The organism is Bacillus sp. JFL15, from assembly GCF_001184225.1.
GTDB lineage: Bacteria > Bacillota > Bacilli > Bacillales > Bacillaceae > Bacillus > Bacillus siamensis.
In genome coordinates this window covers 1,013,124-1,027,690 of record NZ_KQ236689.1, presented here as the reverse complement: position 1 = coordinate 1,027,690, position 14,567 = coordinate 1,013,124, and the positions used below count along the sequence as shown (strand labels likewise).

Sequence of the window (14,567 nt, the reverse complement as noted above, 5' to 3'; positions counted from 1 at the left end):
GGGTGCGCCCCATTTCGAAAAGGAGTGAATCATGGTGTCAGAAGAAAAAATTTATGATGTGATCATTATCGGCGCGGGTCCGGCGGGGATGACCGCTGCCGTTTACACATCACGAGCGAACTTATCCACATTAATGATCGAAAGAGGAATTCCGGGCGGCCAGATGGCCAACACAGAGGATGTTGAAAACTATCCGGGTTTTGAAAGCATTCTCGGCCCTGAACTTTCTAATAAAATGTTTGAACATGCGAAAAAATTCGGTGCGGAATATGCGTACGGCGATATTAAAGAAATCGTCGACGGCAAAGAATATAAAACGGTCAAAGCCGGTTCAAAAGAATATAAAGCGCGCGCCATCGTCATTTCTGCCGGAGCGGAATACAAAAAGATCGGCGTTCCCGGGGAAAAAGAACTTGGCGGCCGCGGCGTATCGTACTGTGCGGTATGTGACGGCGCATTCTTTAAAAATAAAGAGCTTGTCGTAGTCGGCGGCGGAGACTCGGCTGTGGAAGAAGGCGTCTATCTGACACGCTTCGCTTCAAAAGTCACCATCGTTCACAGACGTGATAAATTGCGTGCGCAAAGCATTCTTCAGGCGCGTGCCTTTGACAATGACAAAATTGATTTCGAATGGAATAAAACCGTAAAAGAAATCCATGAAGAAAACGGAAAAGTCGGCAGACTGACACTTGTGGATACTGTGACGGGAGAAGAGGAAGAATTCAAAGCTGACGGCGTCTTTATTTATATCGGCATGCTTCCGCTTTCTAAACCGTTCGAAAACTTGGGCATCACAAATGAAGAAGGCTACATTGAAACAAATGATCAAATGGAAACGAAAGTTCCCGGCATTTTCGCTGCGGGAGACATCCGTGAAAAATCACTCCGCCAGATCGTTACGGCGACAGGTGACGGAAGTATTGCGGCCCAAAGCGTTCAGCATTATGTGGAAGAGCTTCAGGAGACGCTCAAAACCGTTAAATAATCGCTGTAATGTTCAGTTTTTGAATCGTTACTGGCTTTTAATTCCGCTGTAACACGGGTGAAATACTGATGTTTTAAGATGAATGTAGTAATTGACCCCCTTTTTATATGAATACACCTTGGCACGGATTCCAGTATCCGTGCCCTTTTTTTGTAAATTTTTGTTTTCTGTCAAATAAAAGAAAAGGATGTCGGTGTCTCTGCATTGTGAGAGACATGCCGAAACGGTATAATGAAGAGACGATGATTTGTTGAGAAGGTTAGGTGACGTACTTGTGCAAAGAGTGACAAATTGTGTGCTGCAGACAGATGATCAGGTTCTCCTTCTCCAAAAGCCGAGACGGGGCTGGTGGGTCGCGCCCGGCGGGAAGATGGAGAGCGGTGAATCAGTCAGAGATTCCGTCATCAGAGAGTACAGAGAAGAGACGGGAATTTATATATTAAATCCGCAGTTAAAAGGCGTGTTTACCTTTATTATTAAGGAACAGGAACAAATCGTGTCAGAGTGGATGATGTTTACTTTTGTCGCCGATTCCTACACGGGGCGGAATGTCGCTGAATCAGAGGAAGGCATTCTGAAGTGGCATGACGTGAAAGATATCCACAGCCTTCCGATGGCACCCGGAGACGGACATATCCTTGATTTTATGATCAAGGGCCAAGGGCTTTTGCACGGCACCTTTACGTATACGCCGGACTTCGAGCTGCTCAGCTATCGTTTAGATCCGCAGCTTATCAAATAAAAGAAAGACCTCAGGGGGGAGAAAGATGAGTGTGAATGAAAATCATGATATTCAGCTCGTCATCATAACGGGAATGTCTGGAGCGGGGAAAACCGTCGCCATTCAAAGCTTTGAGGATCTCGGCTATTTTTGCGTCGACAATCTGCCGCCTTCCTTGCTGCCGAAATTTTTGGAACTGATGAAAGAATCAAGTTCAAAAATGAGCAAGGTCGCGCTTGTCATGGATCTGCGGGGACGTGAATTTTTTGACAGGCTGATTGAGGCGCTGGATGAAATGGCGGAAAATCCGTGGATTACACCGCGCATTCTCTTTTTAGATGCGAAGGATTCCATCCTTGTGACGAGATACAAAGAAACGAGACGTTCTCATCCGCTGGCCGCTACCGGGCTTCCTCTCGAAGGAATCGCACTGGAGCGCCAGCTGCTTGAAGAATTGAAAGGGCGCTCTCAGCTGATCTATGACACGTCGGATATGAAACCGCGTGATCTGCGTGAAAAAATCGTGGCGCATTTCGCCACGAACCAAGGTGAAACCTTTACAGTGAACGTGATGTCATTCGGTTTCAAATACGGCCTTCCGATAGATGCCGATCTCGTGTTTGATGTAAGGTTTCTGCCGAATCCATTCTACATTGAAAGCATGAGGCCGCTTACGGGGAAAGATGAGGAAGTCTCATCTTATGTGATGAAGTGGAACGAAACACAAAAGTTTATCGAAAAGCTTGTTGATCTGCTCGGCTTTATGCTTCCGTCTTATAAGCGGGAAGGAAAAAGCCAGCTTGTCATCGCGATCGGCTGTACGGGCGGCCAGCACCGCTCCGTTACACTTGCTGAGTATCTGGCTGATTACTTTAAAAAGGATTTCTATACTCATGTTACTCACCGGGACATTGAAAAGAGAAGCCGGAAATGAATAAGAAGCCGAAAATCGCAATCTTCGGAGGCGGAACGGGTTTGTCCGTGCTGCTCCGCGGATTAAAGCATAAGCCCGTTGATATTACAGCGATTGTGACCGTTGCTGATGACGGCGGAAGTTCAGGCCGTCTGCGGGATGAACTTCAAATTCCGCCGCCGGGTGACATCCGTAACGTACTGGCTGCTTTGTCAGATGTTGAGCCGCTCGTTGAAAACCTGTTTCAGCACCGTTTCAACAAAGGAAGCGACTTAACCGGACATTCGCTCGGCAATTTGATTTTGGCAGCGATGACGAATATAACCGGTGATTTCTTTCACGCTGTCACCGAAATGAGCAAAGTGCTGAATGTCCGCGGCAGAGTATTGCCGGCTGCCAACACCAGCGTCGTTCTTCATGCCGAAATGGAGGACGGGCAGGTCGTCTCCGGAGAATCGACCATTCCTTCTTACGGCCAGCGCATTAAACGGGTGTTTCTTACGCCTGAAAAAATTGATCCACTGCCGGAGACGATTGACGTGATCCGCCAGGCCGACTTAATCATTATCGGCCCGGGAAGCCTGTATACAAGCATTCTCCCGAACCTGCTCGTGCCGAAAATCGGAGAGGAAGTCGTCAAGGCTGCGGCCAAAAAAGTATATATCTGCAATGTCATGACGCAGCCCGGCGAAACGCTTCAATACAGCGCGGCCGACCATGTTAAGGCGCTGAACGATCATATGGAGCAGCCGTTTATCGATACGATTTTAATCAATAATGAAGATATCCCTGACGAAATCAAAAGCAAATATGCGAAAGAGCTGGCCCGGCCCGTTGAATTTAACGTTGAAAAGCTGAAAGCCATGGGGCTTGAAGTGATCAGAGACCAGATTATCACGTATAAAAATGGCGTAATCCGTCACGATACACATAAAGTGGCTTCTCTTCTCGTCGATTTATTAAGGGACTAGAGGTCTTTTGAAATGAGGTGGCTAATATGTCATTTGCATCGGAAACCAAAAAAGAACTGACGAATCTGGAAGTGAAGGACTGCTGCGCCAAGGCGGAGCTGTCCGCGCTGATTCGGATGAACGGTTCATTGTCATTTTCAAACCGCCATCTCGTGCTTGACGTTCAAACCGAAAATGCGGCGATTGCGCGCCGCATTTATACATTGCTGAAGAAACAATATGATGTATCGGTCGAACTGTTAGTCAGAAAAAAAATGCGGCTGAAAAAAAACAATGTTTATATTGTACGCTTTTCTGAAAATGCAAAGCTGATTTTGGAGGAATTGAAAATCCTCGGGGAGAACTTTGTATTCGAGCGGAATATTTCTGAGGAACTGGTGGCGAAACGCTGCTGCAAACGTTCTTATATGAGAGGGGCGTTTTTGGCGGGGGGATCCGTGAATAATCCTGAAACATCGTCATACCACTTGGAAATCTTCTCGCTTTATAAGGAACATAACGATTCATTATGCGCGCTGCTGAATGAATTCCACCTGAACAGCAAAACGCTTGAACGGAAAAAAGGCTATATTACGTACTTAAAAGAGGCGGAAAAAATCACTGAATTTCTGAATGTCATCGGCGCCCACAATTCACTGCTGCGCTTTGAAGATGTGCGGATTGTCAGAGATATGAGAAATTCGGTGAACCGCCTCGTCAATTGTGAAACAGCAAACTTAAACAAAACCATCGGGGCTTCGCTCAGACAGGTGGAAAATATTAAATACATTGATGAACGGATCGGTCTTGAAGCGCTGCCGGAAAAGCTTCGCGAAATTGCGCAGCTGCGGATTGATTATCAGGAAGTCACGCTGAAAGAACTTGGGGAAATGGTTGCAAGCGGGAAAATCAGCAAATCCGGCATCAATCACAGGCTGAGAAAGCTCGATGAAATTGCAGAACAGCTGCGTACAGGACAAAGCATCACTTTGAAATAACCGTACAGAAAAGGGGAGATCTTATGGTTCAGGAGAAAGTGGAAGTGCGTTTAAAGACGGGATTGCAGGCGCGTCCCGCTGCATTGTTTGTACAGGAGGCAAATCGTTTTGCATCAGATGTGTTTCTTGAGAAAAACGGCAAGAAAGTGAATGCCAAAAGCATTATGGGATTAATGAGTCTGGCGGTCAGCACGGGGACGGAAGTCACTCTGATCGCTGAAGGCGACGATGAAAAGGAAGCGCTGGAAAAGCTGTCCGCTTATGTGCAGGAAGAAGTGTAAACACTTTGTAAGGGGGACGGAACGATGAATGAGTTTCTGAAAGATTGTTATCAAACGATAGGCTGGGAAAAGGATTCCCTCGATTTCAGCAACCTGCCGGAGTTTTTAAAGGCGCTCGCGTATCGGTTTCCGTTTGAAAATCGCGCGGTTTTGTCCAAAAAAGAATATGACGTCACGAAAGAAGGACTGTGGCGGCACATGGTGAAGGAACCTCATGGCGGCCTTTGTTATGACTTAAACGGACTGCTTTATTTCATACTGAAAGATGCCGGATTTGATGTCAAATTGATCCGCGGAACGGTCTGGAAAAACGGCTGGGCGCTGCCCGGCACACATGCGGCCGTACTTCTTTCCGCCGGGGGGAGTGAGTACATCGCTGATGCAGGCTTCGGCCTCAATCTCGCCATGCAGCCTGTGCCGATGTTGGGAGACGAGATGGTATCAGCGGCCGGCGCGTTCCGTGTGAGGATAGAAGAGACGGAATTCGGGACATACGTGCTTGAAATGAACAAAGGGGACGGCTGGCAGACAGGTTACGCATTTTCGCTTGAAGAAATCGATGAAAAGGACCTCAAGTCTATGAAACAAACAATCTTTGAACATGAACGCTCTCCTTTCAACAAACGCCTGCTTGCTTCTAAGCGGACACCGGAAGGGCACATGGTTCTGTCTGAACGCAATATAACAATAAAAAAACACGATGGCACAGCGGAAAACAGCAGAATAGACCGATCAGAGTTTGAAGAAAAATTTAATACTCATTTTATGTAAAGCCTGCAGATTTCCAGCAGAAAAAAACGGCCTCCCGCAGGGAAGCCGTTTTTTGTTTCGGTTTATCTGATTTTCGTAAAGGTTTTATAATGATCTGTTGTCTTATAAATCAGCCAGTCGCTTGAGTAAAGAATCCGGTCTGAATTTCTGAAGCCTGATGTATAGTTAATATCCGCTTCACGCCACGTCCGCCCGCTTTTGGCCGGGAGTTTGCCTTCCCTGTTTGAGAAGATGTCTCCGCCGATGCTTTTTCCCGGAGCGACGTCTGCAAGGTTCCCTTTTGATGCTACCCAGCCGAGGGCCTGTGCCTCTGATTTTGTAATGTAATTATCAGGAAGTTTGTGATATGTCAGAAGATAATCCGCAACCCCGTCAAATGTGTTGATAACCTGTGCTTCTGTGTGTGCCTTGTGAGACGGTGTTTCCGTCTTGGCATTCGTTGAAAACAGTATCCCCGCCGCCGAGAAAAGCACCAGTAAACATACGGAAATCCATGATAAACGTTTTTTCAAAGCAATACCTCCCATTTTTCATCATGTGAAGCTGATTCCTTTTTATTGTATCAGCATCGAAAGAAAGGAATAGATAGAATTTAAAAATAGTACTTTTGATCCAGCGAAAAATAAACCCCGGCTGAACCAACCGGGATTTTTCCTCTCATTGAAATTCTTTCGTGAGGTTTTTCGGTGTTTTTCCGTATACGGCGTCAATCATGTTTTGGGCGGCTTGCTTGAACATATTCAAACGGATTTTAGCCGTTGCTGAACCGATATGCGGAAGCAATGTGACGTTTTCCAGCTGGAGGAGCGGATTGTCTTCACCGATCGGCTCTTTTTCAAATACATCTAAACCGGCGCCTTTTATCCAGCCCTCCTGCAATGCGCGGATGAGCGCTTTTTCATCAACCGTCTTTCCCCGGGAAATATTGACGAAAAATGCCGTATCTTTCATCATTTTAAATTCCCGTTCTCCTATCATATGATACGTTTCGTCAGTAAGCGGTGTAATTAAAAGCACAAAGTCTGACGTTTTCAGCAGTGTATCTAAGTTGGCATATGTAACGCCGAGCTCTTTCTCAGCATCCGGTTTTCTATTGCGGTTATAGTATAACACGTCCATATCGAAGCCGAATTTTGCCCGTTTGGCTGCTTGTTCACCGATTCTGCCCATGCCGATAATGCCTAATGTCTGATGGTGGACATCCATACCGAAAAGGGATTCTTCCTCAACAGTTCCCCATTTGCCGGCCCGGACGAATCGATCCAATTCGGCAACCCGTCTGGCGGAAGACAGGATTAATGAAAAAGCCAGATCAGCGACCGTGTCATCCAAGGTGTACGGCGTATGTGTGCCGACGACCCCGCGTCTTTTCATTTCTTCTATATTAAAATTATCGTAGCCGACTGAATTGTTGCTGACGACTTTCAGTTTCGGCGCGTGATCCAGCAAATCACTGTCAATCGCCGTTCCGGATGTCAGCAGCCCTTCAGCATCCTTCATTTTCTCGTACAATTCTTCTTTTGAAATGGTATCTTCTTTCCAGATGTCATAGCGGCAATGCTCGCCTATCATTTGTTCGACTTCCGGCGGTATCGGTTTTGCGATGAATACATATGGTTTCAACGGGGCTTCTCCTCCTTTGTCTTTCATCTCTATTTTATTATATAAGAGAAGCGGGAAGGTGAGAAATATTCAAACGCATTCGGTGAATTTCTGGTTCTTTTGAACCCAAAATGAAAAGAAGAAGAGATATACATGTGTGATTTCTCCAATCCATAACAGAATCCGCCTATATTTCTAAAGGCAAAAGCGCGGGACCGCTGTTTTCAAAAGCTTTATAGGTTTGTATAAAGATAAATTTTATTATTTTTGAAAGATATAAATGAATATAATCTGAATTTACAGTTAAATTATCGTGTCTTTTTTTGAAAGCGCTTTTGAAGCCTTTTTCTGTGCTATAATTCCTTACTGTAAGCTGGGTAAGAAGGCTTGCAATACAATCGGATGGGAGATGATTAGAAAAATGGTTTCTTTATCAAGCATTTTGGAGCACAACCAGCAGTTTGTCCAAGAAAGGAAATATGAACCTTACCAAACGACAAAATTCCCGAAAAAAAAGCTTGTCATCGTATCCTGTATGGATACAAGGCTGACGGAGCTTCTGCCGCAGGCGATGGGACTCAGAAACGGCGATGCCAAAATCATAAAAAACGCGGGAGCCATTGTTTCTCACCCATTTGGAAGTGTCATGCGGAGTATTTTGGTTGCCGTTTATGAACTGCAGGCTGAGGAAGTCTGCATCGTAGGTCACCGCGAGTGCGGGATGTCGGGATTGAATGCGGCTTCCATATTAAATAAAGCAAAAGAGCGCGGCGTGGAGGAGAAATGTCTCAGCCTTTTGCAGCATGCGGGAGTCGATTTGGAGACATGGCTGTCCGGTTTTCACAGCGTCGAAGAAAGCGTGGCTCACAGCGTGAATATGGTCAGGCACCATCCGCTCCTGCCTGAAGAGGTGCCGGTGCACGGGCTGGTGATTGATCCGGGGACGGGGACGCTGGATGTTGTGGTTGACGGTTATGAAACAGTCAAAGGGGGATGCAGCTGACCATGCAATTTTCCGGCAGATATCATGGATACAATTTGCAGAAATTTCAGAAAGACTTGGTCGCAGGAATTGTCGTCGGAATTGTAGCAATTCCTTTGGGCATGGCCTTTGCCATCGCCTCCGGGGTCGGTCCGGAATACGGGCTTTATACCGTTATTGTGGCCGGAATTCTGATTTCGCTGTTAGGCGGCTCTAAATATCAGATCGGAGGGCCTACGGGGGCGTTTGTTCCCATTTTATTTGCCATTGTGATGCAGTATGGTTTTGAGAATTTACTTGTCGCCGGTTTCATGGCAGGCGTGATGCTCGTCCTGTTCGGCGTATTTAAGCTCGGGAAGATTATGAAATTCGTGCCGAAGCCGGTGATCGTCGGATTTACGGCCGGAATCGCGGTGCTGATTTTCTCAGAGCAGATCGCCCATTTTCTCGGTCTGCGCGATATTCAAAAGCATGAAAGCTTTATCCTTAACATTGCGGAGATCGGCAAAAAGATCGGAACCTTTAATTTGTACAGCATTTTGATCGCGGGAATTGCTTTGGCCATTTTGCTGTTATCAGCCAGGCTGATGCCGAAGATTCCGGGTGCGCTTGTGGCGCTGCTTGTATCTACAGCCGCGGCGGTCGTGTTTTTCCCTGACAAGATGGCGACAATCGGTTCTGCTTACGGAGAGATTCCGCGGCAGCTACCGGCTTTTCAGCTACCGGATTTCTCAATTGATAACATGATAATGATGTTTCCGTCGGCTCTGATCATTGCGCTTCTCGGCGGGCTTGAATCCATATTATCGGCAATGGTGGCGGATAATATGAAGGGATCACGGCATGACAGCAATAGGGAGCTTGTCGGGCAGGGCATCGCCAATATGGCCGCGCCGCTTTTCGGCGGCATACCGGCAACGGGAGCGATTGCGCGGACCGCAACAAATATTAAAAACGGCGCAGTTTCTCCGATTTCCGGTGTTGTCCACGGAGTCACCGTCCTCCTCGTCCTGCTCGTCTTCGCCCCGCTTGCCGTTCACGTACCGCTGGCAAGCATGGCGCCGGTATTGATGGTTGTGGCTTGGAACATGAGTGAACGGAGGGAAGTCGCCAATATGATGCGGCTGAAAAACACTGATTCATTCGTACTGGCGGCAACCTTTTTACTGACGGTTCTGTTTGATTTAATCATCGGCGTGTCTGCCGGTCTCGTGCTCGCTTTTGTTTTCTTTATCAGAAAAATGAGCGAATCGACAAGCGTCAAAACACCTCATGCCGCCGTCAAATCGGTTAAAAACGATTCGTCCGTCAGCACATATTCCATTGAAGGGCCGCTGTTTTTCGGTTCGATTGATTCATTGGAATCATCATTGCTGGAGAGGCTTCAGGAAAAGCCGAAAACGCTTATCCTGCTGATGAATAATGTGCATTACATGGATACTTCCGCAGAAGCGGTTCTGGGGAATGTCATGAACCGGATCAAACGCCATAACGGCAGATTGATGATCGTCGGATTGCAGTCTCAGCCGAGGGAGCTGATCCGAAAGACGGGGCTGTTTCATAAAATCGGAAAACAGCACTTCTTTGAGCATCAGGACGAGATAACGGGATAAATTCAGGTGCGGCCTGTCCATGAAAAAGCGGACAGGCCGTGTTTTTATTCGGTTTCAAAACGTTTAATCAGTTTTTCCTGATGGGCTCTCATCGCATCTTCTAAGGTGATTCCGTACTTATCGGCGAGGATGGCGAGGTTTCCGAGGACGTCACCCATTTCTTCCATCAGCTCCTGCCTGCGTTCTGACTGGGTCGCGTCCTTTTCATCCGGCCGGTCCCTGCCGATTTCATATGCTCTTACCGCCCGGGCGAGCTCACCCGCTTCTTCCATTAAAAAGCCGATTCTGATAAATGGTCCGTACGCCGTCCATCCTCTTTTTTCGTAAAAGTCTTTCAGCCATTGTTCTGTTTCAGCGATCTGCATGTGAAACACTCCTTATGTCCTGTATGATTCTTATTGATATTATCATATAGAGATGGGACAATATATAGTGTATTTTGATTTATTGATGTACATATATAGATGCGGAGATGAAAAAATGAAAACGATTTGTGTATTTGCAGGATCAAATCCGGGGGTAAATGAAGAATACAAACGCAAAGCGGCCGAACTCGGTGAATATATGGCGGAGCAGGGAATCGCCCTTGTTTACGGCGGTTCACGGGTCGGTCTGATGGGAACCGTTGCCGACGCGTTAATGGCAGGCGGCGGAAAAGCTGTCGGCGTCATGCCGAGCGGATTGTTCAGCGGAGAGATTGTTCACCAAAATCTGACGGAGCTGATTGAAGTCAGCGGCATGCATGAACGGAAAGCGAAAATGAGTGAACTTGCCGACGGGTACATTGCCATGCCCGGGGGCTTTGGAACATATGAAGAGTTATTTGAAGTGCTGTGCTGGGCACAAATCGGCATTCATCAAAAACCAATCGGACTTTACAATGTGAACGGGTATTTTGAGCCGATGATGAAGATGGTCAAGTACAGCATCCAGGAAGGATTTTCGAATGAGTCTCATTTAAAGCTGATCCACAGTTCCTCCCGGCCGGATGAGCTGATTGAGCAGATGAATCGGTATACATACCCGATTTTAGATAAGAAATGGCGGGAATTGTAAGGAAGATCCTATAAGCAGCCGTCAGCATCAAGATGAATCAGCTCCCATTGCCCGGAGCTGTTTTTTCTCAGCTGTTTGGCTAACACGTCTGTACCATTCGTGAGCTGAAAATAGACAAAACGGTAATAACCGCCGTCTGTCCCGTCAAAATCAATTGTTTTGACATAACCATTCTGCCGGACGGGCCACCTTTTTTTAATAAGCTTGCACCAGCTGCCAAATTTGATATCAAGGCTGGTTTCTGCATTGTGCTGCCATAAATGGTAAGCGGCACACAAAAAATCTTCACCATACCAAATTATTTGGCCGATCAGAAACCGGCCATTGTGTTTTTCCAACTGGACAATACCGTGATAATAAGCGAAAAATGTGGCGTTTTGATTTGAACCTTGAATGGTTTCGATCTCAACGAAATAGCGCAAGCCTTCAAGCTGATTCAATTTGATCAGGTGGGTCTGGCCAATACCTTCAAATGAGGCAAGAAAAGCTTTGTAGGAATGTTTCTTACGGCAGGCCGGAGAGAAAAAGGCATAGGCAAGCGGAAAAGGAATGCGGGCCTGGCCGACTGTACCGCACCCCCCGGCTTTTTCGTCCGTAAGATTTTCGGCTTCACGTAAAACACTAAAATAATGCAAGACCGTTTTTTCCGGAGCCAATGTGAGGGATTGGGGCAGATGAATGCTTTTCCAAGGCCTGTCAATATAAGGATTAAAAAAGGAACTTTCAATTGCTGTGTTCAGGACAGGCAGACAAGAGGGTCTGAAATATGTTTCGGCATCAACTGCTCTGTAGGAAGATGTTTCGGCGGTTGCATCTAAACCATTCTGATCGGAAAGTTCTCCGCCCATAAAATACCTTTTCTTCCCGGGGAAAAACCGTTTTCTCCATCTCATGCGTATCACGCCTTTCTTAAGGATAAGACATGTGTATGAGAATAAGATGAGAAAGAGACTGCGGTTGGGATTGAAAGAAGAACATCCATTTCCTCTGAGGAGATGGATGTTTTGCGTTTTGAGGTGTATGCGTTTACAACTTTTGCTGCGCGAATGTGTCTTCCGATATGAAATCATCCTGCTGCATCTTTTGTTTTTTTGACCCGATTCCAAAAATACCGACTGTCAGTGCACAAAGGAGCCAGCAGCCTGTAAAGAACAAGAAGACACTTAAAAATCCGTAGCCTGAATACAGGAAACTGACGACAAAGGGACCGGCTACATTCGCAAGACGTCCCACGCCGTAAGTGAGGCCATTTCCAGACGCCCTGGCTTCAACCGGATATAATTCCGGCGTATAAGCATATGCGATTGAACTGAACGTACGCTCAAACATATGCATGAGAAATCCGCATATGACAATGACCATCGGCAAAGGATTGATGCCGTAAATGAATCCAAGCGCCATAATAATGAACGATAAAACAGAAATGGCCCACTTTCGATCTACACGGTCAGAGATTTGCGACGCAATGAGAGCGCCAAGCGGGGCACCGATCGTTCCCAGAGTGACGTATACGATAGACTCATCCATTGATACGCCTTCTTTCACCAAAAGGGTGGGAACCCACGTGCCAAAGCCTTGAATGGCAATCGTGGAAGCTGCCCACATCGTCATTAAAACAAAAGTTCTTCCTGCTAAAGGCTTTTGAAATAACGTCCGATACGGAACGGATTTTACAGCGGTTTTTCTGCTTTTTAGAGCCGGAGCCGGTTCAGGCAGTTCACCCTTTTCTTTTTCTATTTTTGCTTCAAGCTCAAGCAGAATGCGGTGTGCCTGTTCGCTTTTTCCTTTCGTATCCAGCCATTTCGGTGATTCTTCCAGTTTTCTGGCGATCAGCGGAAAAAAAATACCGACCGCGCCGAATAGAAAGATAAACCGCCAGCCGTAAGAGGCGGACGGCACGACCAATTTAGCCACCCAGCCGGCTGCAGGAATTCCGCATATGCCTATCGTAATACAGATTGCCTGGTATTTTCCCTTAGTTGCGGATGGGAAAAATTCGCTGATATACGTACTTGCCACAATCGTTGTGGCGCCGATACCTAAACTCGTAAGAAATCTAAAAACACCGAGTATTTCTGGGTTCCAAGCCAGAGAAGAGAGGAGGGAGAAGGAAGAGAAAAAGGTGACAACCAGAATTAAACCTTTTTTCCTTCCGAAACGGTCTGAAAACCATCCTCCGGCAGAGGCGCCGATAAACATTCCGAAATAGGAGACAGACGTAATAAAAGCGATGGTATGAGTGGATATGTTCCATTCCTTTAAAAGTGAAGGCGCCGCATATGAAAACGTATTTAAATCAATAAAATCAAAAAAGTAAGCGAATGAAAGGATAACGAGCACCGCTTGATGAGCCCTTGAAAAAGGCAGTCTGTTCAGTCGATTAGACGCGTTTACATTGATCATCTCGTATTCCTCCGTTTATCTTTGACTTGTCTGGGGGCTTGTATTAACCAATGTGATTCAGCGTATTCATGTTGTAACTTTGTTTAGTAAACACATAGCCTTCAGAGATTTTTCTTGCTGTGCGTACTACTTTAATCGTTGTTCCGTCCGGATCAGCTTCTGCTTCGGTTTTTAAAATGCCGCTTGGATGCCCTAATCGGATCGTTTTTCCGGAGAATGAAAATTCAGATAATATCGTATCCTCCAATAACATGCCGGCGGTCGTGCATACCGCCCCTGTAATGGCTAAAGCTTGATGCGGTTTTTGCATGGACATCATACGAATGACAAGGTCCATCTCATGAGCGTGTCTCTTTATCCCTTTTGTATCAATATAATCCGCTGGGGATGAGATTAAAGTCAGTTTTGGTACGGCCGGTGATTTTGCCGAAGCCTCATGTCTCGGAGCGAATCTGCATTTCTCGGCTGCAATTGATCGGATTATTTCGAGCTTTTCCAATATATCCGGAGTATATTCGTCCGGAAGCTCTATGCCGGTAAGCCCAGCGTCCTCTGCTTTTACAAAGACAAGCGGATTGGCGTAATCAATAATCGATACGGAGATATTCCCATACGGTGTATCGAGAACATCAATAGGCTGACCGGTCGGAAACAGTTTTCCGGTCACCGCCCCTTCAGCCTGGTGAAATGAAAGATAAATAGGAGAAGCTGTACCTGGAACCCCCGGAATCGAGCAGTCTCCCTGATAATGAAATGTTCCGTTTTTGACTTCAACTTCTGCTGCGATCACTTTTTGAGTGTTTGTGTTTAAAATTCTGACTGTTGTCACCGGCTCTTCAGCCTGAACGAGCCCTTTCTCAATAGCATAAGGGCCTACGGCAGAAGAGATATTTCCGCAATTGCCTTTGAAGTCGGTAAATTTGTCAGTCAGACTGACCTGCGCAAATGTATACTCAACATCTGCGTCCTTTCTGGCGGATTTCTTAATTATTGCTGCCTTGCTTGTGAGAGAATGGCCGCCGCCGAGGCCGTCAATTTGTCTCTCGTCAGGGCTCCCCATAATGTCTAAAAGAAAATCGCTCCATAGGTTTGTATCGTCTGGCATGTCTTTTTGAAGAATAAAAACGCCTTTGCTGGTGCCGCCTCTCATGACGGTTACAGGAACTTTTTCCATGCTGTCTCATCCTTACATCATTTTGTGTGGATAAAAAGGTACCGGTCCCTTTGGAAAATATCGTATGATAAATAAGGATTATAAGTAAAACATATAATTTTTATAAAGTTGAATAAAA

The 14,567-nt window shown here is 46.3% G+C and carries 16 protein-coding genes; 10 read left to right on the top strand and 6 right to left on the bottom strand.

Annotated features, from left to right (window positions below; all coding sequences use genetic code 11):
• Positions 1 to 34 precede the first annotated feature (34 nt).
• The 7 genes from trxB to AD710_RS05175 all read left to right on the top strand — a co-directional run bounded on the left by trxB (position 35) and on the right by AD710_RS05175 (position 5,619).
• Positions 35 to 985 carry a thioredoxin-disulfide reductase gene (gene trxB / locus AD710_RS05205; protein WP_029575303.1) on the top strand — a complete coding sequence of 317 codons (951 nt, stop codon included), beginning with the start codon at positions 35 to 37 and terminating at the stop codon, positions 983 to 985.
• Positions 986 to 1,259: 274 nt separating this feature from the next.
• Complete coding sequence (locus tag AD710_RS05200; RefSeq protein WP_013353727.1) at positions 1,260 to 1,727, top strand: 8-oxo-dGTP diphosphatase; 468 nt, start codon at positions 1,260 to 1,262, stop codon at positions 1,725 to 1,727.
• Between the two features lie 25 nt (positions 1,728 to 1,752).
• Positions 1,753 to 2,640, top strand: a complete 888-nt coding sequence (gene rapZ / locus AD710_RS05195; protein ID WP_013353726.1) for an RNase adapter RapZ — start codon at positions 1,753 to 1,755, stop codon at positions 2,638 to 2,640.
• Positions 2,637 to 3,590 carry a gluconeogenesis factor YvcK family protein gene (locus tag AD710_RS05190; RefSeq protein ID WP_013353725.1) on the top strand — a complete coding sequence of 318 codons (954 nt, stop codon included), beginning with the start codon at positions 2,637 to 2,639 and terminating at the stop codon, positions 3,588 to 3,590. The genes rapZ and AD710_RS05190 overlap by 4 nt, the downstream gene beginning before the upstream one ends.
• A gap of 26 nt (positions 3,591 to 3,616) precedes the next feature.
• Positions 3,617 to 4,567 carry a DNA-binding protein WhiA gene (gene whiA / locus AD710_RS05185; protein ID WP_007407421.1) on the top strand — a complete coding sequence of 317 codons (951 nt, stop codon included), beginning with the start codon at positions 3,617 to 3,619 and terminating at the stop codon, positions 4,565 to 4,567.
• Positions 4,568 to 4,590: 23 nt separating this feature from the next.
• Positions 4,591 to 4,848, top strand: a complete 258-nt coding sequence (locus tag AD710_RS05180) for an HPr family phosphocarrier protein (protein WP_012118534.1) — start codon at positions 4,591 to 4,593, stop codon at positions 4,846 to 4,848.
• A 24-nt stretch (positions 4,849 to 4,872) separates the two neighbouring features.
• Complete coding sequence (locus AD710_RS05175) at positions 4,873 to 5,619, top strand: arylamine N-acetyltransferase family protein (protein WP_016937825.1); 747 nt, start codon at positions 4,873 to 4,875, stop codon at positions 5,617 to 5,619.
• A 62-nt stretch (positions 5,620 to 5,681) separates the two neighbouring features.
• On the opposite strand, the gene AD710_RS05170 is transcribed toward AD710_RS05175, so the two are convergent.
• Together AD710_RS05170 and AD710_RS05165 are read right to left on the bottom strand one after the other, a co-directional pair.
• Positions 5,682 to 6,146, bottom strand: a complete 465-nt coding sequence (locus AD710_RS05170) for a ribonuclease (protein ID WP_016937826.1) — start codon at positions 6,144 to 6,146, stop codon at positions 5,682 to 5,684.
• 130 nt (positions 6,147 to 6,276) lie between these two features.
• Positions 6,277 to 7,269, bottom strand: a complete 993-nt coding sequence (locus AD710_RS05165) for a 2-hydroxyacid dehydrogenase (protein WP_156187155.1) — start codon at positions 7,267 to 7,269, stop codon at positions 6,277 to 6,279.
• A 364-nt stretch (positions 7,270 to 7,633) separates the two neighbouring features.
• Here AD710_RS05165 and AD710_RS05160 point away from each other — a divergent pair, with 364 nt between their 5' ends.
• Both AD710_RS05160 and AD710_RS05155 read left to right on the top strand, forming a co-directional pair.
• Complete coding sequence (locus AD710_RS05160) at positions 7,634 to 8,224, top strand: beta-class carbonic anhydrase (protein ID WP_095241440.1); 591 nt, start codon at positions 7,634 to 7,636, stop codon at positions 8,222 to 8,224.
• Positions 8,225 to 8,226: 2 nt separating this feature from the next.
• Positions 8,227 to 9,816: a SulP family inorganic anion transporter gene (locus AD710_RS05155; RefSeq protein WP_049627467.1), complete on the top strand. Its 1,590-nt coding sequence runs from the start codon at positions 8,227 to 8,229 to the stop codon at positions 9,814 to 9,816.
• A gap of 44 nt (positions 9,817 to 9,860) precedes the next feature.
• Here AD710_RS05155 and AD710_RS05150 read toward each other — a convergent pair whose 3' ends face one another.
• A complete protein-coding gene (locus AD710_RS05150) occupies positions 9,861 to 10,181 on the bottom strand; it encodes a MazG nucleotide pyrophosphohydrolase domain-containing protein (protein ID WP_016937830.1) in 321 nt (106 codons plus the stop codon).
• 115 nt (positions 10,182 to 10,296) lie between these two features.
• Between AD710_RS05150 and AD710_RS05145 the strand changes: the two genes are divergently transcribed.
• Complete coding sequence (locus tag AD710_RS05145) at positions 10,297 to 10,872, top strand: TIGR00730 family Rossman fold protein (RefSeq protein ID WP_047477263.1); 576 nt, start codon at positions 10,297 to 10,299, stop codon at positions 10,870 to 10,872.
• Positions 10,873 to 10,880: 8 nt separating this feature from the next.
• Here the strand turns inward: AD710_RS05145 and AD710_RS05140 are convergent, their stop codons facing one another.
• The 3 genes from AD710_RS05140 to AD710_RS05130 all read right to left on the bottom strand — a co-directional run bounded on the left by AD710_RS05140 (position 10,881) and on the right by AD710_RS05130 (position 14,449).
• Positions 10,881 to 11,765: a hypothetical protein gene (locus AD710_RS05140; protein ID WP_231595044.1), complete on the bottom strand. Its 885-nt coding sequence runs from the start codon at positions 11,763 to 11,765 to the stop codon at positions 10,881 to 10,883.
• A gap of 133 nt (positions 11,766 to 11,898) precedes the next feature.
• Positions 11,899 to 13,275 carry an MFS transporter gene (locus tag AD710_RS05135; protein ID WP_049627466.1) on the bottom strand — a complete coding sequence of 459 codons (1,377 nt, stop codon included), beginning with the start codon at positions 13,273 to 13,275 and terminating at the stop codon, positions 11,899 to 11,901.
• Between the two features lie 43 nt (positions 13,276 to 13,318).
• A complete protein-coding gene (locus AD710_RS05130; protein ID WP_049627465.1) occupies positions 13,319 to 14,449 on the bottom strand; it encodes a 2-methylaconitate cis-trans isomerase PrpF family protein in 1,131 nt (376 codons plus the stop codon).
• Between the last annotated feature and the right edge of the window lie 118 nt (positions 14,450 to 14,567).

What these genes read in the sequence shown, in the direction of transcription:
- rapZ (WP_013353726.1), top strand. Translation starts at nt 1,753, where the DNA reads ATGAGTGTGAATGAAAATCATGATATTCAGCTCGTCATCATAACGGGA.
- AD710_RS05190 (WP_013353725.1), top strand. Translation starts at nt 2,637, where the DNA reads ATGAATAAGAAGCCGAAAATCGCAATCTTCGGAGGCGGAACGGGTTTG.
- whiA (WP_007407421.1), top strand. Translation starts at nt 3,617, where the DNA reads ATGTCATTTGCATCGGAAACCAAAAAAGAACTGACGAATCTGGAAGTG.
- AD710_RS05180 (WP_012118534.1), top strand. Translation starts at nt 4,591, where the DNA reads ATGGTTCAGGAGAAAGTGGAAGTGCGTTTAAAGACGGGATTGCAGGCG.
- AD710_RS05175 (WP_016937825.1), top strand. Translation starts at nt 4,873, where the DNA reads ATGAATGAGTTTCTGAAAGATTGTTATCAAACGATAGGCTGGGAAAAG.
- AD710_RS05170 (WP_016937826.1), bottom strand. Translation starts at nt 6,146, where the DNA reads ATGGGAGGTATTGCTTTGAAAAAACGTTTATCATGGATTTCCGTATGT.
- AD710_RS05165 (WP_156187155.1), bottom strand. Translation starts at nt 7,269, where the DNA reads ATGAAAGACAAAGGAGGAGAAGCCCCGTTGAAACCATATGTATTCATC.
- AD710_RS05155 (WP_049627467.1), top strand. Translation starts at nt 8,227, where the DNA reads ATGCAATTTTCCGGCAGATATCATGGATACAATTTGCAGAAATTTCAG.
- AD710_RS05150 (WP_016937830.1), bottom strand. Translation starts at nt 10,181, where the DNA reads ATGCAGATCGCTGAAACAGAACAATGGCTGAAAGACTTTTACGAAAAA.
- AD710_RS05145 (WP_047477263.1), top strand. Translation starts at nt 10,297, where the DNA reads ATGAAAACGATTTGTGTATTTGCAGGATCAAATCCGGGGGTAAATGAA.
- AD710_RS05140 (WP_231595044.1), bottom strand. Translation starts at nt 11,765, where the DNA reads ATGAGATGGAGAAAACGGTTTTTCCCCGGGAAGAAAAGGTATTTTATG.
- AD710_RS05135 (WP_049627466.1), bottom strand. Translation starts at nt 13,275, where the DNA reads ATGATCAATGTAAACGCGTCTAATCGACTGAACAGACTGCCTTTTTCA.
- AD710_RS05130 (WP_049627465.1), bottom strand. Translation starts at nt 14,449, where the DNA reads ATGGAAAAAGTTCCTGTAACCGTCATGAGAGGCGGCACCAGCAAAGGC.